Source organism: Anaerospora sp., assembly GCF_032013335.1.
Classification (GTDB): domain Bacteria; phylum Bacillota; class Negativicutes; order Sporomusales; family DSM-15969; genus Anaerospora.
This window is the reverse complement of the sequence record NZ_DALZUO010000025.1, coordinates 1-18,287: the sequence shown is the minus strand read 5'-3', so window position 1 is coordinate 18,287 and position 18,287 is coordinate 1. Positions and strand designations below refer to the sequence as shown.

General features: G+C 41.5%; 15 protein-coding genes, 1 pseudogene and 1 riboswitch. Of the genes and pseudogenes, 3 read left to right on the top strand and 13 right to left on the bottom strand.

What is annotated here, in order from left to right:
• Positions 1 to 111 precede the first annotated feature (111 nt).
• The 6 genes from RTR76_RS16710 to RTR76_RS16685 form a co-directional block, all read right to left on the bottom strand.
• Positions 112 to 1,575, bottom strand: coding sequence for an Nramp family divalent metal transporter (locus tag RTR76_RS16710; RefSeq protein ID WP_312522826.1), 1,464 nt, complete (start codon positions 1,573 to 1,575; stop codon positions 112 to 114).
• Positions 1,576 to 1,603: 28 nt separating this feature from the next.
• Positions 1,604 to 2,080 carry a hypothetical protein gene (locus tag RTR76_RS16705; protein WP_312522824.1) on the bottom strand — a complete coding sequence of 159 codons (477 nt, stop codon included), beginning with the start codon at positions 2,078 to 2,080 and terminating at the stop codon, positions 1,604 to 1,606.
• Between the two features lie 14 nt (positions 2,081 to 2,094).
• Positions 2,095 to 3,498, bottom strand: coding sequence for an FAD-binding oxidoreductase (locus RTR76_RS16700; RefSeq protein WP_312522823.1), 1,404 nt, complete (start codon positions 3,496 to 3,498; stop codon positions 2,095 to 2,097).
• A 236-nt stretch (positions 3,499 to 3,734) separates the two neighbouring features.
• Positions 3,735 to 4,274 (bottom strand): rubrerythrin, encoded by a 540-nt coding sequence (gene rbr, locus RTR76_RS16695; RefSeq protein ID WP_312522819.1) that lies wholly within the window; start codon positions 4,272 to 4,274, stop codon positions 3,735 to 3,737.
• A gap of 148 nt (positions 4,275 to 4,422) precedes the next feature.
• Positions 4,423 to 5,301: a 4-hydroxy-tetrahydrodipicolinate synthase gene (dapA, locus tag RTR76_RS16690; RefSeq protein ID WP_312522811.1), complete on the bottom strand. Its 879-nt coding sequence runs from the start codon at positions 5,299 to 5,301 to the stop codon at positions 4,423 to 4,425.
• Between the two features lie 109 nt (positions 5,302 to 5,410).
• Complete coding sequence (locus RTR76_RS16685) at positions 5,411 to 7,114, bottom strand: methyl-accepting chemotaxis protein (RefSeq protein WP_312522809.1); 1,704 nt, start codon at positions 7,112 to 7,114, stop codon at positions 5,411 to 5,413.
• A 299-nt stretch (positions 7,115 to 7,413) separates the two neighbouring features.
• Here RTR76_RS16685 and RTR76_RS16680 point away from each other — a divergent pair, with 299 nt between their 5' ends.
• Together RTR76_RS16680 and RTR76_RS16675 are read left to right on the top strand one after the other, a co-directional pair.
• Complete coding sequence (locus RTR76_RS16680; protein WP_312522807.1) at positions 7,414 to 7,671, top strand: TfoX/Sxy family protein; 258 nt, start codon at positions 7,414 to 7,416, stop codon at positions 7,669 to 7,671.
• 83 nt (positions 7,672 to 7,754) lie between these two features.
• Positions 7,755 to 8,423 carry a DUF1836 domain-containing protein gene (locus RTR76_RS16675; protein ID WP_312522805.1) on the top strand — a complete coding sequence of 223 codons (669 nt, stop codon included), beginning with the start codon at positions 7,755 to 7,757 and terminating at the stop codon, positions 8,421 to 8,423.
• Between the two features lie 5 nt (positions 8,424 to 8,428).
• On the opposite strand, the gene RTR76_RS16670 is transcribed toward RTR76_RS16675, so the two are convergent.
• The 7 genes from RTR76_RS16670 to hcp form a co-directional block, all read right to left on the bottom strand.
• Positions 8,429 to 9,556, bottom strand: coding sequence for a sodium ion-translocating decarboxylase subunit beta (locus tag RTR76_RS16670; protein ID WP_312522803.1), 1,128 nt, complete (start codon positions 9,554 to 9,556; stop codon positions 8,429 to 8,431).
• Positions 9,557 to 9,586: 30 nt separating this feature from the next.
• A complete protein-coding gene (locus tag RTR76_RS16665; RefSeq protein WP_312522801.1) occupies positions 9,587 to 9,748 on the bottom strand; it encodes a hypothetical protein in 162 nt (53 codons plus the stop codon).
• Between the two features lie 497 nt (positions 9,749 to 10,245).
• Entirely contained in the window at positions 10,246 to 11,934 is a 1,689-nt protein-coding gene (locus RTR76_RS16660) for a methyl-accepting chemotaxis protein (protein WP_312522799.1), read from the bottom strand.
• 99 nt (positions 11,935 to 12,033) lie between these two features.
• A riboswitch (cyclic di-GMP riboswitch) is annotated at positions 12,034 to 12,119 on the bottom strand.
• A gap of 87 nt (positions 12,120 to 12,206) precedes the next feature.
• Positions 12,207 to 13,430, bottom strand: a complete 1,224-nt coding sequence (locus RTR76_RS16655; RefSeq protein ID WP_312522796.1) for a hypothetical protein — start codon at positions 13,428 to 13,430, stop codon at positions 12,207 to 12,209.
• A 151-nt stretch (positions 13,431 to 13,581) separates the two neighbouring features.
• Positions 13,582 to 15,033, bottom strand: a complete 1,452-nt coding sequence (locus RTR76_RS16650) for a catalase (protein WP_312522794.1) — start codon at positions 15,031 to 15,033, stop codon at positions 13,582 to 13,584.
• A 157-nt stretch (positions 15,034 to 15,190) separates the two neighbouring features.
• Complete coding sequence (locus RTR76_RS16645) at positions 15,191 to 15,772, bottom strand: hypothetical protein (RefSeq protein ID WP_312522791.1); 582 nt, start codon at positions 15,770 to 15,772, stop codon at positions 15,191 to 15,193.
• 166 nt (positions 15,773 to 15,938) lie between these two features.
• The gene (hcp, locus tag RTR76_RS16640; protein ID WP_312522785.1) at positions 15,939 to 17,591 is read right to left on the bottom strand and encodes a hydroxylamine reductase; all 1,653 of its coding nucleotides are present in this window, start codon (positions 17,589 to 17,591) and stop codon (positions 15,939 to 15,941) included.
• 169 nt (positions 17,592 to 17,760) lie between these two features.
• Here hcp and RTR76_RS16635 point away from each other — a divergent pair.
• Positions 17,761 to 18,287, top strand: a pseudogene (locus tag RTR76_RS16635) (hypothetical protein); the annotation flags it as partial.

The following is an 18,287-nucleotide window of genomic DNA, read 5'->3' as shown; positions in this document are numbered from 1 at the left end:
AAAAACTTTTTTCCTTGTTGCTAATGGGCACCTTGCAGCAAAGCGGTACTACCCCTGTAGCAGCACCGCCTTACAGCAGTAAAGCTGGTACCTGTCAGGCTTTAAAAGCTACTAAATTAATTTAAACTGATCGAGAACAGAGAAAACAGCCATGGCAATTAAGAATACTCCTGATACCGCCACACAGCAAACTACCCAGGGAGCCATTCGATATTCGGGCGGCAGCACCTTTCTCTCGGCATAGATCTGCGCAAGACACCACAACCCACAGGACAGTGCCCCCCCGAGAATGGAACCAACCATTACGATTGTCACTACATTAAATCCTGCCCAATTATATGCCAATCCGCCAAGGCACATGTATATCCATACATATTTTGCTATACCACTTTTTCCATTTTCGCGGACCCAGCGGGAAGTAGTCTGAAAAGCCTCGAAACAGGTAGAAGGATAAAGCTCGAATATACTGGATAAAACGCCCCATAAAGCACACCATACTGCCAGCCAATATAAATACACCAGACCAGGATGCACAACAGTTAAAAAAGCGCTTTGATACTCGAGCAGCTTTATTCCCGAAGGAATGAGCTGCCCCGTATGCAGTACCGCCGCTCCCAGAGCGGTAAAAACAACTGTAATCAGCAATAATGTTCCAAAGCTGACGATTGTATCAATTTGAGCGGCTCTCAGCCAGGTATTGGCCTTGGCAAGTTCGGCCTTACTGGCAGGCAAAGCAAACTGCCCTTCGGTAACCCGCAGCTTCTCTTCAATCTCTTTATGATTGGGAAGGCCCATTGCCCCCCAGCCTTTGTTGCGATAGAGGCCGACATAACCGATATAGTCATATGTCCCTCCCCCGATGGCACCTACATATGCAACCATTTCCATACCAATACTCCTGCTGGCAACTGCAGGATACTTCACCGCTACCCAGGATTCATAACTGGGAAAACTGGGTATAAGTCCAGCGAGCAATTGACCCCAGTCTGGATTTACAGCAAATAATGCAATAAAAGAAGTTAGAACCTTAGTAATAACAATGTAGGTCTGGGTTGTTTCTACATGCTGATATGTACCAGATGCTACAACTGCCAGTGTGCCAAGGATATAAATAGTAGCCCAGAGTGGAATAGACAAAGAACCTCCTGTTAAATACATCGTCATATTAGCAAGCAAATTTGCCACTCCGCCTACCCACGACGGCATACTAAGAACCGCTAAAATCCCAAGCAGGACAGGAAACCAATTCTTGGGTCCCGGAAAAATATGTCCCCAACGGGTAATTGGATGCTCACCTGTCAATACGATATAGCGGGTTCCCGTATAAGACATGAACCCTTTTGATAAGGCCCCTAGGACGAGACACCAGAGAATACCATACCCAAAAATTGCGGCGCCGCGGGGTGCAAAAAATACTTCCCCAGAGCCTACTGTAGCCGACGCTAAAATAACACCGGGACCTAAGAAGCCCAGCAGCCCTTTCCAGCCAAGCAAAAGCTTGCGATCAGGTTCGGGATAGCTGAATAATGCCTCCTGGCGAGGCTGCCTGCCCTGCACAGTTTTACTCTCAGACATAACTTCACCTCCATTTACTTACCACTCATCAGTCAGCAGCACTGCTTGGCAATCCTCCTTTCCCGCTAAAGGCCGGTGAATTTTCAATTCTTCTGACTGCCTGACGGCAGCGGATAAAAGCGTACGTAGAATAGGCAGCCAAAGCAGCCGTAACGGTAACGATCAGACTGGGGAAGTATACTACCAATGCAATTGAGAGTATCCAGCCAAATAGCGCAATCCATTGCCAGCTTTTCAACAGTCTTCGGTAATATTCCAGCATTTGCAGCAGCTCACTCTTAATTGCTTCCGGGTTATCTCCGGGACAGCTTTTTACATCCTCTTTTTCTACACGGGGAGATTTCATCATTTTCCGTAAGTAGAACAAACTTAACAAAAAGAATAGCGGACCAAAAGCTACATTCTCATTTAAAACTGCCAGGACTCCCAAAAACGCAAATCCAAAAACCGCAGCCCCCTGAGCAATCAGTTGTCCCCTCTTTTTTTCCCTCATAGCTGCCAACACAGCAGATCCCTCCTTTATTCCAGTTCAAAGATGGTACCCGGATTAAGAATCCCCACAGGATCTAGCGCCTGCTTAATGGCCTGCATCATTCGTAATTGAACAGGATCGGCAAATTTATGCATCCATTTTTTTCGTTTTGAGCCTACCCCATGTTCTCCCGACATACGCCCGCCAATGCTATAGGTAAAGGTAAGTAAATCATTCACTATCTCGTCAATCTTAGCCGCCCAGTTTTCAGCGCAAATTTGGCCCTGCATAATAGTCAGGTGGACATTACCATCTCCGGCATGGGCTACAACCCTGCCTAAAGCCTGATGCTCCCGGCAAATTTGCATAAACTGCTTCATGGCATACGGCAATTGTTTGACAGGTACCACCATATCCTCAGGACTGTGAATGTAACATTCCTCGCGGTTGGCATCCCCAAATGCCCGGCGGGCAGTCCAAATTTTTTTTGAATCCGGTACAAGCATTGCAATTGCGCCATTACAATTACATATTTCATCAATCCGAACCGCCTTGGCATCCAGTTCATCTTCCGTATCCGACTCCACGGTGATAATCAGATAATTTCCCTCTTGCTGAAATGGATAAGATTCTTTCAAATATCTGGCACAGACGTTAATTGCTTCGTTATCCATATACTCGAGGGATGTTGGGTCAACACCTGCTTTCATTAGCTTATATACCGATCCAATCGCAGTTTCAGCATCTGGGAAAACAGCAAGAAAGTCCATTTTATATATTTTGAGAGGCATAAGTTTTATGGTCGCCTGTGTAATTACTCCCAACGTTCCTTCTGAGCCAATGATCAGTTGCTCCAGGCAATACCCGGACGTACTTTTATTCAACAAGCCTCCTAACTCTGTAATCTCCCCTGTAGGAGTAACAACTTCAACCGAATAGACCTGATGCCGGGTTGTACCGTATTTAACCGCCTTATTGCCGCCTGCATTTGTTGCAATATTACCGCCAATCAGGCAATTTTCACCGCTTGAGGGATCTCCCGCATACAGAAGTCCGGCATCACTCGCTGCTTTCTGAATGTCCTGGGTACGCACTCCCGGCTCAACCACCATATATAGGTGCTCGCTGTTGACTTCCACAATGCGATTCATTTTCTCCAGTGAAAGGACAATGCCGCCATACATCGGAGCAGCACCGGCTGCTAATCCGGTACCGGCACCGCGCGGCGTAACCGGAATAACCTCCCTATTAGCCAGTCTGATGATTTGAGCTACCTGCTCCCGGTTCTCCGGAAAAACTACCGCCTCAGGCAAGTGATGAAACCGCTCATCCGTTACTTCGTCCTGACTATAGGGAGCTAAACGCGCTATATCGGTTATTACATTCTTTTCACCGACGATTGTTATTAAGTCTTTAATAATGCCCTCGCTGCACTTGTTATACTGCTTCATTATGTTCCCTCCACCATTATTACGATTTACCCTCATCTTTACATTCACATATACGAACTGCGTTCTTATATGTTTGTTTGATATAATAAATAACTTTTTATTCATGTATATGAATATCGTTCTGCATTTAGAATATTCATATTTGTTTTTTTATTGATAGGATAGCGATATCCAAAACAAAAGCTCCTGCAAAATCCGCTTGGATTTTGCAGGAGCTTTTGTTTTATAGCCTGTTATTAAAAGTTTTGATAAACAATTTCAAAAAAGGCCTGTGGATGCTTGCAAGTCGGGCAGCCCAGTGGTGCAGTCAGTCCTTCATGACGATGACCGCACACTCTACAGCGCCAGGTTTGCTTTTCTTCTTTGCGGAAAACCGTTCCATTTTCAACATTGGCGAGCAGTTCTTTATAACGTTCTTCGTGTTCTTTTTCAATCTGGCCTACGCGTTTAAAAAGTGCTGCTATATCAGAGAAGCCCTCAGCTTGAGCAGTTTCAGCAAATTCTTTGTACATGCTGGTCCATTCTTCATTCTCACCTTCGGCAGCCTTTTTTAAATTAGCTTTAGTATCGCCAATCCCGCCTAGTAAATTAAACCAGATTTTAGCATGAGCTGCTTCATTATCAGCTGTTTCCATAAAATTTGCTGCAATTGTTTCATACCCTTCTTTTTTTGCCACACCGGCAAAATAGGTATATTTATTTCTAGCCATGGACTCACCGGCAAAAGCCGCTTTTAAGTTTTCTTCTGTTTTTGAACCTTTTAATTCTTTACTCATTATAAAATCCCTCCACTAATACTTTCCATACCGATATTTATTTCGATAAAATAATAAATATTTCCTGCCAATTGCTCCTAAATTTAAATATAAAAAACGGGCTTCGATTTCTGCTTTGCAAAAATTTGAAACCCGTTCTTTATTTAAATCACAGTAATCCGTATGCCTTCATCTCAGCACGTAAAACTTCGAGGTTTTGTTCGCTGATTTCGGTTAACGGCATGCGGCATATGCCGGCTTTAAAACCTAGCAAGTTTACAGCTGCTTTAATCGGGATTGGGTTAACTTCGCTAAATATTGCTTTGATCAAATTCAAGGTTTGCAGTTGCAATTTGATTGATCCATTAATATCCCCTTGGAAAAACTTTGCAACCATATCATGCGTATCCTGGGGAATAATATTTGCCATCACAGAAATAACACCTTTACCGCCCAAGGACAATACCGGTAATACCATATTGTCATCACCGGAATAAACAGTAAAATCACTCCGGCAGCTATTCACTATATCCCCAACTTGTCCAAGATTACATTCCTTAACGGCAACTATATTGTCAATTTCGGACAAAGCTTTAATTGTATCGGCATTTATATTTAAATTTGTCCGGCTTGGTACATTGTAGAGAACAATAGGTACTTTGACATTATTGGCAATAACCTTAAAGTGTTCATACAGTCCTTTTTGCATTGCTTTATTGTAATAGGGAGTAACTGACAGTAATGCATCCGCCCCCACTGCTTCTGCTGCCTGGGACAACTCAATCGCATGACGTGTATCATTACTGCCCGTACCGGCAATAACAGGTACACGTTTATTGATTTGCTCTACAGCGAACTTAATAACGTCGATATGCTCTTCATCCGGCATAGTTGAAGCTTCGCCCGTAGTACCGCAAACAACAATCGCATCCGATCCACCTTTAATTTGAAATTCAATAAGCTCTGCCAACGCCTGATAATCAACTCCACTGTTGGTAAAGGGCGTTACAATAGCTACCGCGGAACCAATAAATAATGGTTTTCTCATAAATTAACCGCCTTTTATTTCTATTTACTGCATCATTTACTTTAGGTAAGTTATGGGTATCTTCTCTTCAGAGAAGAATAATTCCTGCTGCTCTGCTGTCACTTCCAGCTTAGTTTACTTTAAACTTTTGGATAATGGAATTTAATTCTGCAGCCATTACAGCGAGGGCATTCGTGCTATCTCCAATATCCTCAAGAATTTTAGCCTGCTGCTCTGTGGCAGTCAGAACCGTAGCGGAATGGCCCGAAGCAGCTTGTGCTACGCTACTGATATTTTCAATTTCACGTGCCATAAGCTGAGTACCTTCAGCCGATTCGGTAACAGCTGCAGCAATCTGTTCAACGCCACTTTTTTGTTCAATAAGCTTATTCACAATCAAATCAAATCCCTGCTTCGTAGTAGTGGTATATTGCTGTCCCTGAAGAGCAATCTCATTTCCCTTCGTCACCATTATAACAGACTGGTTGATTTCCACATCCATTTTATCAATAATAAGCACGATGCTTTGCGTAGCAGAACTGCATTGCTCTGCCAGTTTTCTTACTTCTTCTGCTACTACTGAGAAGCCGCGCCCTGCTTCACCAGCACGGGCAGCCTCAATCGCAGCATTTAAAGCAAGCAAATTGGTTTGACTGGCAATACTGCTGATCATATCAATAATCCCTTTTATATTCCCCGAACTACTGAGCAGCCGTTTAGCAATGTCAGTAATTTCTGTCATACTTTGCGTAATAAGAACATTTTGCTCTACTACCTGGTCCAGCAGCCGCATACCGTTGTTGGCTTCTTCAACTGTACTATATGTATTTCTGTTCAGTTGAAAAGCACTGGCGCTAATTTCCTCGGCACTTGCCGATAGTTGTTCAACACCTGAGGACATACGGTTTATATTATCAAAGTTTTCTCTTGATCCTGCTGCAATTTGTGTAATTGAGGCAGTAACATTGGTTAAAGCCTGCTTGTTCTCCGCAAAAACCGCATTTAATTCCTGACTATGAGCAGATAACTTTTCCGTTTCCTCCTGAATTCTAGTGACAAAATCCTTTAGTGTTAAACGCATGCTGATGATAATTTGTGCCATATCGCCAATCTCATCATTTCGAGTCTTAGCTACCGCTTCACCAGTTAAGTTAAGCTCACCAACCTCTTTTAACTCCCGGCTGACATTGCCAATCCTGGTTGTTATGTTCCGGGCATACCAATAGGCCAACCCAAGTGCCAATAGAGTGATCATACCACCGCCAATAGCGCAGTTCACTATTGCGGAACGTATTTCTGTAATCAGAGTTTCTGATCGCTTATCGGTTGTCTTTTGCTGAAATCCGTCTATCTTGCCAAAATACTCAATCGCCTTGTGATTTGCATCGCGAACCGCCACAGTATATTCCTGAGCTAAAGGGTCATTATTCTGTTTTGCGAGCATCGCCTTGTCACTCACCGCAGTAAACTGCAATATGAGCCGGATTAACTCTGCTGTATTATCCTTGCTCTCCTGCGACGTTGATGTCTTATTAATTTCTTCTACCATGGTAAGCGATCCCTGCAAATTAGCTTTAGACTCATTAATAAACCGTTTCTCGCCCGACGCCAGATAGGCAAGCGTAGCAATATTTCCTTTATCAAACATGATTTGAGCATTCTTGATATTTAACGAACGCTTAACTGTATAGTTAATTATATTCTCAGCATAATCACCATTTTTTTGCATGGTATACACTGTATAGGAGAGTACTGAAATCATCAACAGTACGATAATACCAAACATACCAAGTAATTGTGCCAGCATGGGAAATCTCATTGTTTTTTCCGACATAGATAACCACTCTCTTTTCTGCGATTCTTATAAATTTTCTGCTGCGTTCCTTACTAACGGCTCTACTCCTCCCGTTTTTTCTTTTTATTCTATTCTCTGGATTTGCGGCAAATCCCTTGTAATTAGTTACTATACGCCACGAATCAAAAGGCCTGAAGCCAAGTAAAATGGCTTCAGGCCTCTGACCAAAGGCTTACCATCAAAAAGTACTATTCCAGATATGGCGTAAAGGGCTTTCAACATAAAAGACGAAATGCAACTATATGTTATCTGTCATAGAAAAGGAGAAGTGAAGTGAAATGAAAAGATTATCGGAAATGCCTAATATCGGTATAACACTGGAAAGATTATTAGTATCTGCAGGTATTGAAACACCGGAAGTATTAGTAAAGCTAGGCAGTAAAACTGCATTTCTACAACTCAAAAAGATTGATCCTACAGCCTGCTTGAATAAGTTATATGCGTTGGAAGGTGCTGTCCAAGGGCAGCGTTGGCATTCTCTATCAAAAGACATAAAGCAGGATCTTACTTGTTTTTTTAAAGCAGTAAAAGAGTAACGCTCAGGCTTTCTCCTTTGCATATGATAGAATACTAGAGTAAGCAAATTTATCATTAACAACTTGATGATGAGGTGCATTTAATGGAAAAAGCCGCTCTTTCAGAATTGGTAAAACGAATTCGTGAATCTCATGAAATCAGAATAGAGACAATTCCTGATATTGAGTTATATATGGATCAGATGCTGACATTTCTTAATCAAAAACTTGATTCTTCCAGTAAAACACAAGACGCACCTATTTTTACAAAAACGATGATCAATAACTATACCAAAGATCGGTTGCTTATCCCTCCCAAAAACAAAAAATATTCAAAGCAGCATATGATGCTATTAATTCTAATTTATCATTTAAAAGGCATTTTATCGATTAGTGACATTAAGCAGTTATTTGCTCCCATATTACAGGATATTAACACCCCTGAAGACGATCTGCTCCCTCTTGAAGATATTTATACAACTTATTTGGACCTCACGGAGAATTATTTAGCAGAGTTTGGCGAGAATTTTTCTAATAAGCTTTCTTTCATCACCAACCTGACTTCTCATTTGGAGGGTGAATCCAATCATGTAGCCCGACTCTTTTTGACTGTTCTTGTACTTATCGCGCAGGCCGATCTTTCTAAGAAAGTAGCCGAGCTTATCATTGAAGGTTATTTCAATGCCCCGGAAACAACAGCGGATTTTAACCGTCGGGCTTACAATATTGATCTTGACAGTTTTTTTGGACAAAATCCCCCTAGACAGAAATAAACAGGTTATTTGACGCCAAGCAGCGCTAGCATAATTCCCCCACTTATGGCTGTGCCAAAAACCCCTGCCAGATTAGGTCCCATGGCATGCATAATGAGAAAATTAGAGCGGTTTTCCCGCAAAGCAACGACATGAGAAACCCGTGCGGCAATAGGTACTGAAGCAATGCCTGCCGAGCCGATTAACGGATTAATCTTACCGCCGCTGCATCTATTCATAATTTTTGCTGCAATAATTCCCGAAGCAGTGCCTCCCATAAAAGCAATCAGCCCTAGCAGAATGATTTGAAGTGTCTCTATGGTCAAAAATCGGTCTGCTGCCATCGTTGACCCTACCGCAACCGTTAAAATGATGGTAATGACATTCATTAAATCATTAGCGGCAGTACCGGCAAGACGCTCAACGATAAGTACCTCTCTCAACATATTTCCTAACATCAGCATGGTAATTAATGGCGCTACCGGAGGCAGCAGGAAATTGACCAGTATTGCGATCACGAAGGGAAATGCGATTTTCTCCAGCCGGCTCACTTCACGGGCTTGAGTCATCATGATCTGCCTTTCTTCAGGGGTTGTCAGCAACTTCATAATGGGCGGCTGGATAAGTGGCATTAATGCCATATAGGAATATGCGGCCACTGTAATTTGCGGCAGCAGGTGAGGTGCCAGTTTCATTGTAACAAAAATTGCCATCGGACCATCTGCACCGCCAATAATACCGATTGCCCCTGCTTCTGCCAGAGTAAAGCCGAGTGCTTTTGCCCCAATTACAGCAATGAATATTCCTAAGTGAGCTGCTGCGCCAAGAATCATCAGACTTGGATTTGCAATCATCGGGCCAAAGTCAGTCATTGCACCTACGCCCAGGAAAATCAAGGGCGGAATAATAACAAGCTCTACGCCGCGAAACGCATAGTAGAATAAGCCCCCAGGCTGAGTAAGGTCTGAACCGGGAACATTAGCGACAATACAGGAAAAGCCAATCCCCAGCAGGAGAAAAGGCTCGTATTTTTTAGCGAGAGCTAAATAGATCATTCCTGCACCTACAAAAATCATAACAATATTGCCCCACCAAAGCTGAGCAAGCCCCGTCTGCTCAGCCAACGACACTGTTAACGAAACTATTTGTTCCATTATGCACCTCCACCTTTCACCGGTATTTAATTAATGCCCGCCAGTTAATTTGTCTTCATCAATTTTTCCTAGTTTATTTAATTGAGGAAAAAAACGAAGAATTAAACTAATGCCCCAGATAATAACAATACTTAAGAAAAAATCTATAGTACTCAAAATGATTGCACCTTCCATTGTATCTGTAACTGTCATGATCATTTCCTCCCCTTAATTGATTATCAAACAGACAAATGCCGAACAGCTCGACATACTCATGTATACAATGTATTGTATACATGAACTCTAGGCCTTATTGTTTGTTAGACTCCCTGCTCACCTCTCTATGACGATATTTCCTTTTTATAAAAACCGTATCTAGTAGTATTGCATACTACCAGACGTGGTTTATAGGAACTAAAAATAAGAACACCTGGTTTGTTTTGATAATCAAAACAAACCAGGTGTAGAATACTTGCATCTACTGCCGCTTAAAACAGCAGACTGTAACTGCACGGCTTGTAACTTGGCTTCTCAATAGGGTTATAGATACCTAACCGATCCGCCATATATACATTTGCCGCCACAATATTAAATTGTTGGCGTAAAAATTCATTACTTTACTCTGATCATAGCATAAACGCGGCCGGCTTACAATATAACGCCTGGATTTAATTCAAAATTAGGCACTGCCCCTGCGCAGTCCGCCACTACTAGAGTCGGAACTTACTGATAATCGTATTAAGTTCTTCTGCCATCTTTGCTAAAGACTCAGCATTGCTATTGATTTCGTGCATGCTGGCACTTTGTTCCTCGGAAGCAGCCGCTACGGTTTGGGCACTCGCTACTGTTTGTTCGGCAACTGCACTAATGTTTTGGATATTTCCTACCATTGCCTGCGTCCCTGTTGCCGTCCCTTCAATTGCAACAGTTATTTGACCAACTACCGTCTTCACTTGATTCAGTTTTTCAATAATAATAGCAAACCCTTTTTGCGTATTGAAAGCTACCTGCTTACCTGCTTCTACCTCATCGTTTCCTTTACTTACATGCAATACGGCATAATCAATATCGGATGTCATTTTCTTGATGATGTCACCAATATGGCGAGTAGCCTCCGCACTTTGCTCAGCAAGCTTGCGTACCTCCTCAGCAACAACGGCAAACCCTCTTCCGGCTTCACCTGCACGGGCTGCCTCTATAGCAGCATTTAAAGCTAGCAGATTTGTCTGACCGGCAAGATTTTGAATAACGGTAACAATTTCACAGATGTTTTCAGATCCTTGTGCTAAGGAGTTCGCCGCCTTTGTAATACTCTTCATTGAATCGGCAACTGTCTCATTTTGCGTCACGATCTGCGTTAGCAAATACATTCCCTGCCCTGCTTCATCTACAGCATTTTGTGTATTCCCATTCACCTCGAAAGCATTTGCATTCATTTCCTCTGTACTTGCAGAAAGTTCTTGAATAGTATGAGACATATCCGTAAGATTAGTGGTATTTAGAGAAGAGCCGCTGGCAACCTCAGCAATAGAGTTAGAAATAACTTCTGCTGCCCGCAGCTGTTCCTCTACGGTAGCGCTTAATTCCTGGCTGGCTGCTGCCAGCGACTCTGAGTTTTGACGAATATGAATGACAAGAGCTCGAAGAGCATTTTTCATCTCCGTCATGGCACTAGTCATATCTCCTATTTCGTCATTAACTGATGCCAGCCCGTTAGTAGCGGTAAGGTCAAAACGGCTGATTGCATCCATTTCATTCCGAACGCTATGTAAACGGTTCGCCATGTATTTGCTATACCAGAAGGCTAAGCCACTAACAAGTAAAATGATGAATACACTTAGAAGTACTACAATCTGTTTCGTGTTTTTTTGTTCCTGTAACAATTCATTTATTGATATCTTGAGAAACTTTTCTTCCAAATCGAGTGTCTTCTCAAATTGCTGATCAATCTGCTGAGATAAATTTCTACCATCAACTAATAAAGTATTGAAAGCAGGATCATTTGCTTTTTTAGCATCCAGCAGTTGTCCCATTTTCAAACTATATTCATTCATCATCTTTTCTAATTTGACCGCTTCAGTCTTTACTTCGGGATTTTTAACACCCGACACAAACACTTTTAACTCCTGGGTACTATCGGCAAACTCTTTTCTTGCCTGTTGATCATAACTGCTAATCGAGTAAGCCATAAAACCGCGCAACTCAGCAATCCCCGTATGCATATCGTCTTGAGCCTTTGTGAGCAAAAGCATATTTGCAGAAGTATGGGTGATTAAATTTTCGTATGTATCACTTGCAGTTGTGTATTGATAAGCAACGTATCCAAGCAAGAGCAACATAAAAGAAATAGCAACAAAAAACATCCCGCCTAGTTGAGCAACTATCGGTGTTCTACGCATATACTATCTTCCTCACTTTTTTTTATTTAACCCATTTCATTACTTGATCTGCACTTCACCCTCCCATGAAAAAAACCAGCTTGTATATGAGCTTACTCATATAGCAACCTGGCAGACATTGATATAAAATCATTAGTCCCATAGCTTTGCGTCCTTAACTTTCGCTAAGTTTGCTGATCTAAGAAACACTATTTAATTCTGTAGTATTAGTTCTCTGGCAATCATCAAATTCCTCTCGACAAACTAAATTTTTAATCTATAAATAATGGTTATTATAGTAATTTTCTGATCTTTTGAGCAACACTTGCAAAATGTATTTCATTAGGCTGGCGCCACGACCCTTCTGCTAAATATTGATAGCGCAAATAGTACAAGAACTTATCAATTAATTGATGATCCGGCTCAGCCAAAACAAATGGAATCTCATCTGCTAATTGATCCACTTGCGTAACACAACGAACCAGGCCATCGATATTGTAAAAAGAATTGCCCAGAGTGATGACAGGCTTATGCTGAAGTAATGCTTCAATCCCCACGGTTGAATTCAAAGTAATTATTCCTTGTGAACTGGCAATCAACTCAGGAGTCGGATAGTAGCGTAAAAATATTATTTTATCGTTCTTATATTCTTCCTTCAGAGTAGAATAATCCACCCGGCCAAAATCTGAAGGATGTTCTTTGACAACGATCCACATATCATCCTGATAATTCAAATTGTACCGTTTTACTCCCTTTACTGCACACTCGACAAACGCACCCATTGTCTGTATGCGTGGGGAGTATAGCAACACCTGCGTATCATCTTGAACCTGAAAAGGGAGAAAGATAAACTTATCCGGCAAGATAATATCTTCGGGCGTATTACTCGGCGGCGTACTTATCAAGCTCTGATACCATTTTGCTTTTAATCCTCTGATTGCCGGCACCGCATTATATATCGCAGCAAGAAACTCTTCCTCAAAAATAACTGCATCATAAAACGATCGGGGTTTATTCACTAAACTGTTTTGATAATTGACCCCCTTTGGGTCTACCGTAGTAGTATTGTGCAAATATCCATTTTCAAAGAAAAGCGTCTTCTTTTCCAATTTTGTCGCTACTCGAGCTGCACAAGCCAAGGGAAGATTAATTCCGTTCCAAACACCTACCAGATCAACCGGATGATGACATATATAGTGATAAAAATATCGCGTGGCAAAATACGCCCTGCTCTTGAGTACGGCTTGAGAATGCAACCAGGCACGAATACCGGTAAACTTCCGGGACTTTCCCTTTATTAATAAAAAACGAATGATATCTGCCAATTCCTGCTCAGTAAAATCAACCACTTCGGGCAATTCCGGTTGGATTAAGGCACCCGAGAAGTCTGATAATCCATAGTAAATATGATGAACGTTGTATAACGTATTAAGGGCAGTTCCTAACTGATGGAAATACTGCCTTTGGTGCCGATTTAAAGCTACAAATAGAATAGATGGTTTTTCCGAATTCTCCAAGTGATCATCTCCTAAGCGACGGCCTTATTTACGCTGCCGTCATATCCTAAAGCACATTCTTAGAATAACTCCTCACTGGTAATTTATGCAGCAAGGCCTGACACAATGTAAAGTTAGCGGCCTCAACTAACTGTAGTTGAGGCCGCTAACTTTACTTTGTCATATTTAGGCTTTGTGCGATTCTGCTGCCCAATTCTTTATCAGTACGCATGAAATGCTCCAGCATTCTCCGCTTAATCGGCTCATATACCTGACTTAACGCTTCCGTAAAATTTGCAATTAAATGGTCTTTTTCCTTGGGCGACATATTCCGATATCTGTACCTTGCCTGATAATAATCATCACCAGACGGTTCTTTTCTATCTATGATCCCTGAAACAAAATTACAAACAGGCTTTCCTGTCTCCGGTGCCTCAGCTGGCATCCCGCCTCCAATTGTATTTGGTAAATAGTTTGCTACGCCTTCACTGTATATTGTTTGCATCGCTCCATCCTGCATCTTATTATCAATTGACCTTCTCGGCATATTTGTGGGAAGCTGCAGATAATTGACGCCTATGCGATATCTTTGCGTATCACCATAGGGGAAGATGCGACCTTGCAAAATTCGATCATTAGAGAAACCTATTCCTGGCACAACTGCTGCCGGGGCAAAAGCGGACTGCTCTACATCAACAAAGAAATTCCCGGGATTTTTATTCAGCACCATTCTTCCTACCGGCAGAAGCGGAAACATGTCTTCCGGCCAAATATGGGTAGAATCGAGTGGATCAAAAGGAAGCTTACATTCATCTTCCACTTTCAGTATTTGCACACACATTTCGTATTCTACCGTATGCCCTTCAGCAATCGAATCAAATAAATCCCGCTGCGCTATGTCAGGGTCCGAACCGGCAAGCCGAACTGCTGTCTTGCTGTCTATGTATTCAACCCCTGCACATGGCTGCCAATGATATTTAATATATACTTCTTCACCACACAAATTGATCCACTTATATGTATTGACTCCAAACCCCTGCATTGTTCGATAGCTTTTTACAGTACCAACGTCAGAAAATAAATAGGTAAGGAAATTCATGGACTCTGGCCTTAAAGACATAAAATCCCAAAAGCGGCTGGCCGCTATCGGTCCGCCACGCACATTAGTAACCGGGTCCGGTTTTAGCGCATGAACCAAATCAGGAAATTGCAACGGATCACGAATTGGAAAAACAGGAATGTGATTCCCCACAATATCATAATTGCCTTCATCGGTATAAAATTTTACCGAAAATCCGCGAATATCTCTGACAGTATCAGCTCCGCCCAAAGATCCGCCAGCTAAAGAAAATCTAACAAATACAGGTGTTTTTTTCTCTGGATTTTGTAGAAACTCCGCTTTTGTTAAAGCTGACATTGATTTGTAAGGTACAAAAAAGCCAAAAGCACCGGCCCCTTTGGCATGAAGTACTCTTTCGGGAATTCGTTCTCTGTCAAAATGGGCAATTTTCTCAAGGAAAACGGTATCCTCAAGTAAGATCGGCCCTCGTTCTCCAACAGTTAATGAATGTTGATCATCTGTAACAGGTGCTCCCTGATTACTAGTAAGATAGCGCTTGGCCATCGATCTTCCTCTCCTCTAAATCATGATTCTGCTATGATTATATTTGTAATGACATTTCCTTAGAAGCAGAATATGCCGAAGCCCCTATTAAGGTAAATAATTTCATAAAAAATGTCCGCTGCCAAAAGCAGCGGACATTAACTATCACTATTATAGCTTACAGTTTTTCAATTTTTATGAAAGCTTCATCCATTGCTTCCATAATACCACGTTTCATCGCAGTGCCGATTCCCGGAACTCCAATTGACGTAACCTTATTATTCCCCTTACCGGTTACCTGGAAAGCAATTGTCTTATTAGCTGCTTTTGAATACACTTTATAGCGAAGTTTCACTTCACTTTTCGCAGAAGTCGAGAAGAAACTGGCATGTCTTGAGTTCATAAAATGAACAATTTCCATTGCAATCACATAATCAACATCTGCTTCTCGTGCCAATTTCTCCATTACATTACTTTCCGGCAACTCCTTATTAGAGGGATCATATTGATTAGCAGTTAAAGCTGCTTGCATTTTTTCTGCTGAAATAGTTTGATATTTTTCATTAGCAAATTGTTGCATAAATTTCTCATTAACAGTTTCCCCTATATAATCCTTTGTTTCTTCTGTAGAGTTAATAAAAGGAATAATAAGTACTTGTTTTGATAAAGTATTAGTTTCTGGGCTGGCTGCTGCTCCGGCTATCCCCATTGTGAATAATAGGCAAAGAACCATAATTAGACTCATCGTAACTTTTTTCATTCACTCATCTCCCAAAATTATTTCATCCATATCATACCATTTTATGACAATAAATCAAGCGAATTTTAAGTAAATTCAAACAAAATTATATTGACATAAAATAAACCGAACGTAACACTCATAAAATGAGAGTTGCGTTCAGCTCTTTTAAGGACCCCGCTTATTATTAATTTGCCTGTTTTAGAGCACTTTTCAAATCATCTTCCGGAGTACTGATTGGTTTTATTGCAAAGGTTTCAACTAAATATTGGAGGACATTAGGTGATATAAACGCTGGCAGACTGGGCCCTAACCGTATCCCATTAATTCCAAGTGATAATAATGCTAACAAGTCCGCTACTGCCTTTTGCTCATACCAGGAAAGTATGATGGAAAGCGGCAGCGAATTTACATCTGTATCAAAAGCATCTGCCAATGCTGTAGCTATTCTGACTGCCGAATAGGCATCATTGCATTGTCCGATATCTAACAATCGCGGTAACCCAGCAACTGTCCCAAACTCCAATTTATTAAATCGGTATTTTCCGCATGCCAATGTAAGGATAATACAGTCTTCGGGAACCTGTTTAGCAAAGTCAGTATAATAGTTTCTCCCTGGACGTGCTCCATCGCAACCGCCAATTAAGAAGAAGTGTCTTACTTTTCCTTCTTTTACGGCATTTACTATTGCTTCAGCGTGTGACAAAGTTGCATGATGACCGAATCCGACCATGATTTCCTTTGCTTGATGATCTTCTTTAAAGCCGCCAAGCTCCAAGGCCTTATTTATTATTTGTGTAAAATCTTTCGTGCCATCTTCAGAAACTGCAATATTTTTTATACCTTCCCATCCGACAACATTCGTAGTAAAAATTCTGTCCTCATAGGTTTCTCTAGGCCTCATCAAACAGTTTGTTGTCATTAAAATACATCCCGGTATGCCATCAAATTCTTTTTGCTGGTTTTGCCAGGCAGATCCGTAATTACCTACCAAATGTTTATATTTTTTCAACCCGGGATAACCATGTGCGGGCAGCATTTCACCATGAGTATAAATATTAATTCCCTTATCCTCAGTTTGTTCGAGCAGCATTTCCAAATCGCGTAAATCATGGCCTGAAATGATAATGAACGGGCCTTTTTGGGGATTAGTATTCACACTATGAGGAGAAGGATTATGATAGGTCGTCGTATTTGCATCGTCCAAAACTTTCATAACTTCTACACTCATGTTGCCAACCCGCATCACTACACGAATTAACTCTTCAAGCGTTAACTCATCATTAGTAGTAGCTTCTAACCCTAAAAAATAGTATTGATCAACTTGGTCACTATTATAATTAAGGAATCTAGCCTGATGCCCATAAGCACTAATTCCTTTAAGTCCATATAAAATAGTTGAGCGCAGCGACCGGATATCTTCATTTAAATCTTGATCAAACATAATTCCCGCTTGCACTGCATCTTTTAACATATCTTCTTTAGTATGACTAGCGTTATATGTTGCGGCTTCGGGATACCGGCCATGAGGTGCCTGTCTTCTCAACTCTTCTTTTATCTTTTGTGATTCTTTGATTAATCGTACATGAACGTCCACGTCAAAGTTTACATTAGTTAAGGTTGTAAACAAGCCATTCTCTACAAATTCTACAATAGCTTTATCAATGATTTCTCCCTGATCAATGAGCGATTTTGCATAGCAGGATATTCCTTTCAACTGATAAATCAACAAGTCCTGCAAGTTTGCAATCTCAGGCGTTTTTCCACAAACACCGCTTTTCGTGCAGCCCTTACCGCCAAAAGTTTGTTCGCACTGATAACAAAACATTGAATGTTCCAATTTATTATCTCCTTAGTATTTGATTGACTATCGTTCACCTGTATACCTATCTATTATTTCCTTGTGCATGCCTTATTATGCTCACTATTTACCCAGGATTTACATATCATAGTATGTAAACCTTTTATTCTTGCGTCGGTTTAATCCACTATGCAAAGGAGGATTGAGAGTGGATACTTTAGGTCTTCAACTTGAAAGGCTTTTGGCCGGTACTGTCACGGCTAATAACAATGTAATATTTGAAAATATTATCAACAGCTATGGCACCATAAGTTATGATCCCTTAACGGGCGTTGTAACCATAAGTAAACCAGGCAGATACATGGTCAATTGGTGGGTCGCAACTCAAGCAGTTATAGGTTCAAATGGGATATCATTTTCTATCGTAACTTCACAGGGAGATGAACTACTAGGTGATACACCGATTAAAACAGATGAGGTCGTCGGCTTTGCTCTTGTACAAGTCGATAGTGCACCAATAACATTAAGTTTAGTCAACAGCACTCCAGCCACCGTATCTTATTCATCGCTAGTACCCGTTAAAGCAGCTTTAGTGTTAATCGAGGTACCCGAAGAAACAAGTGCTACTGGCGAAACAGGCTCTACTGGTACGACTGGGGCCACCGGCACTACTGGCGCCACCGGCGAAACAGGCTCTACTGGTACGACTGGGGCCACCGGCGAGACTGGCGCCAC

What these genes read in the sequence shown, in the direction of transcription:
- rbr (WP_312522819.1), bottom strand. Translation starts at nt 4,274, where the DNA reads ATGAGTAAAGAATTAAAAGGTTCAAAAACAGAAGAAAACTTAAAAGCG.
- RTR76_RS16680 (WP_312522807.1), top strand. Translation starts at nt 7,414, where the DNA reads ATGAAAAGATTATCGGAAATGCCTAATATCGGTATAACACTGGAAAGA.
- RTR76_RS16675 (WP_312522805.1), top strand. Translation starts at nt 7,755, where the DNA reads ATGGAAAAAGCCGCTCTTTCAGAATTGGTAAAACGAATTCGTGAATCT.
- RTR76_RS16670 (WP_312522803.1), bottom strand. Translation starts at nt 9,556, where the DNA reads ATGGAACAAATAGTTTCGTTAACAGTGTCGTTGGCTGAGCAGACGGGG.
- RTR76_RS16660 (WP_312522799.1), bottom strand. Translation starts at nt 11,934, where the DNA reads ATGCGTAGAACACCGATAGTTGCTCAACTAGGCGGGATGTTTTTTGTT.
- RTR76_RS16665 (WP_312522801.1), bottom strand. Translation starts at nt 9,748, where the DNA reads ATGACAGTTACAGATACAATGGAAGGTGCAATCATTTTGAGTACTATA.
- RTR76_RS16700 (WP_312522823.1), bottom strand. Translation starts at nt 3,498, where the DNA reads ATGAAGCAGTATAACAAGTGCAGCGAGGGCATTATTAAAGACTTAATA.
- RTR76_RS16650 (WP_312522794.1), bottom strand. Translation starts at nt 15,033, where the DNA reads ATGGCCAAGCGCTATCTTACTAGTAATCAGGGAGCACCTGTTACAGAT.
- RTR76_RS16710 (WP_312522826.1), bottom strand. Translation starts at nt 1,575, where the DNA reads ATGTCTGAGAGTAAAACTGTGCAGGGCAGGCAGCCTCGCCAGGAGGCA.
- RTR76_RS16645 (WP_312522791.1), bottom strand. Translation starts at nt 15,772, where the DNA reads ATGAAAAAAGTTACGATGAGTCTAATTATGGTTCTTTGCCTATTATTC.
- RTR76_RS16685 (WP_312522809.1), bottom strand. Translation starts at nt 7,114, where the DNA reads ATGTCGGAAAAAACAATGAGATTTCCCATGCTGGCACAATTACTTGGT.
- dapA (WP_312522811.1), bottom strand. Translation starts at nt 5,301, where the DNA reads ATGAGAAAACCATTATTTATTGGTTCCGCGGTAGCTATTGTAACGCCC.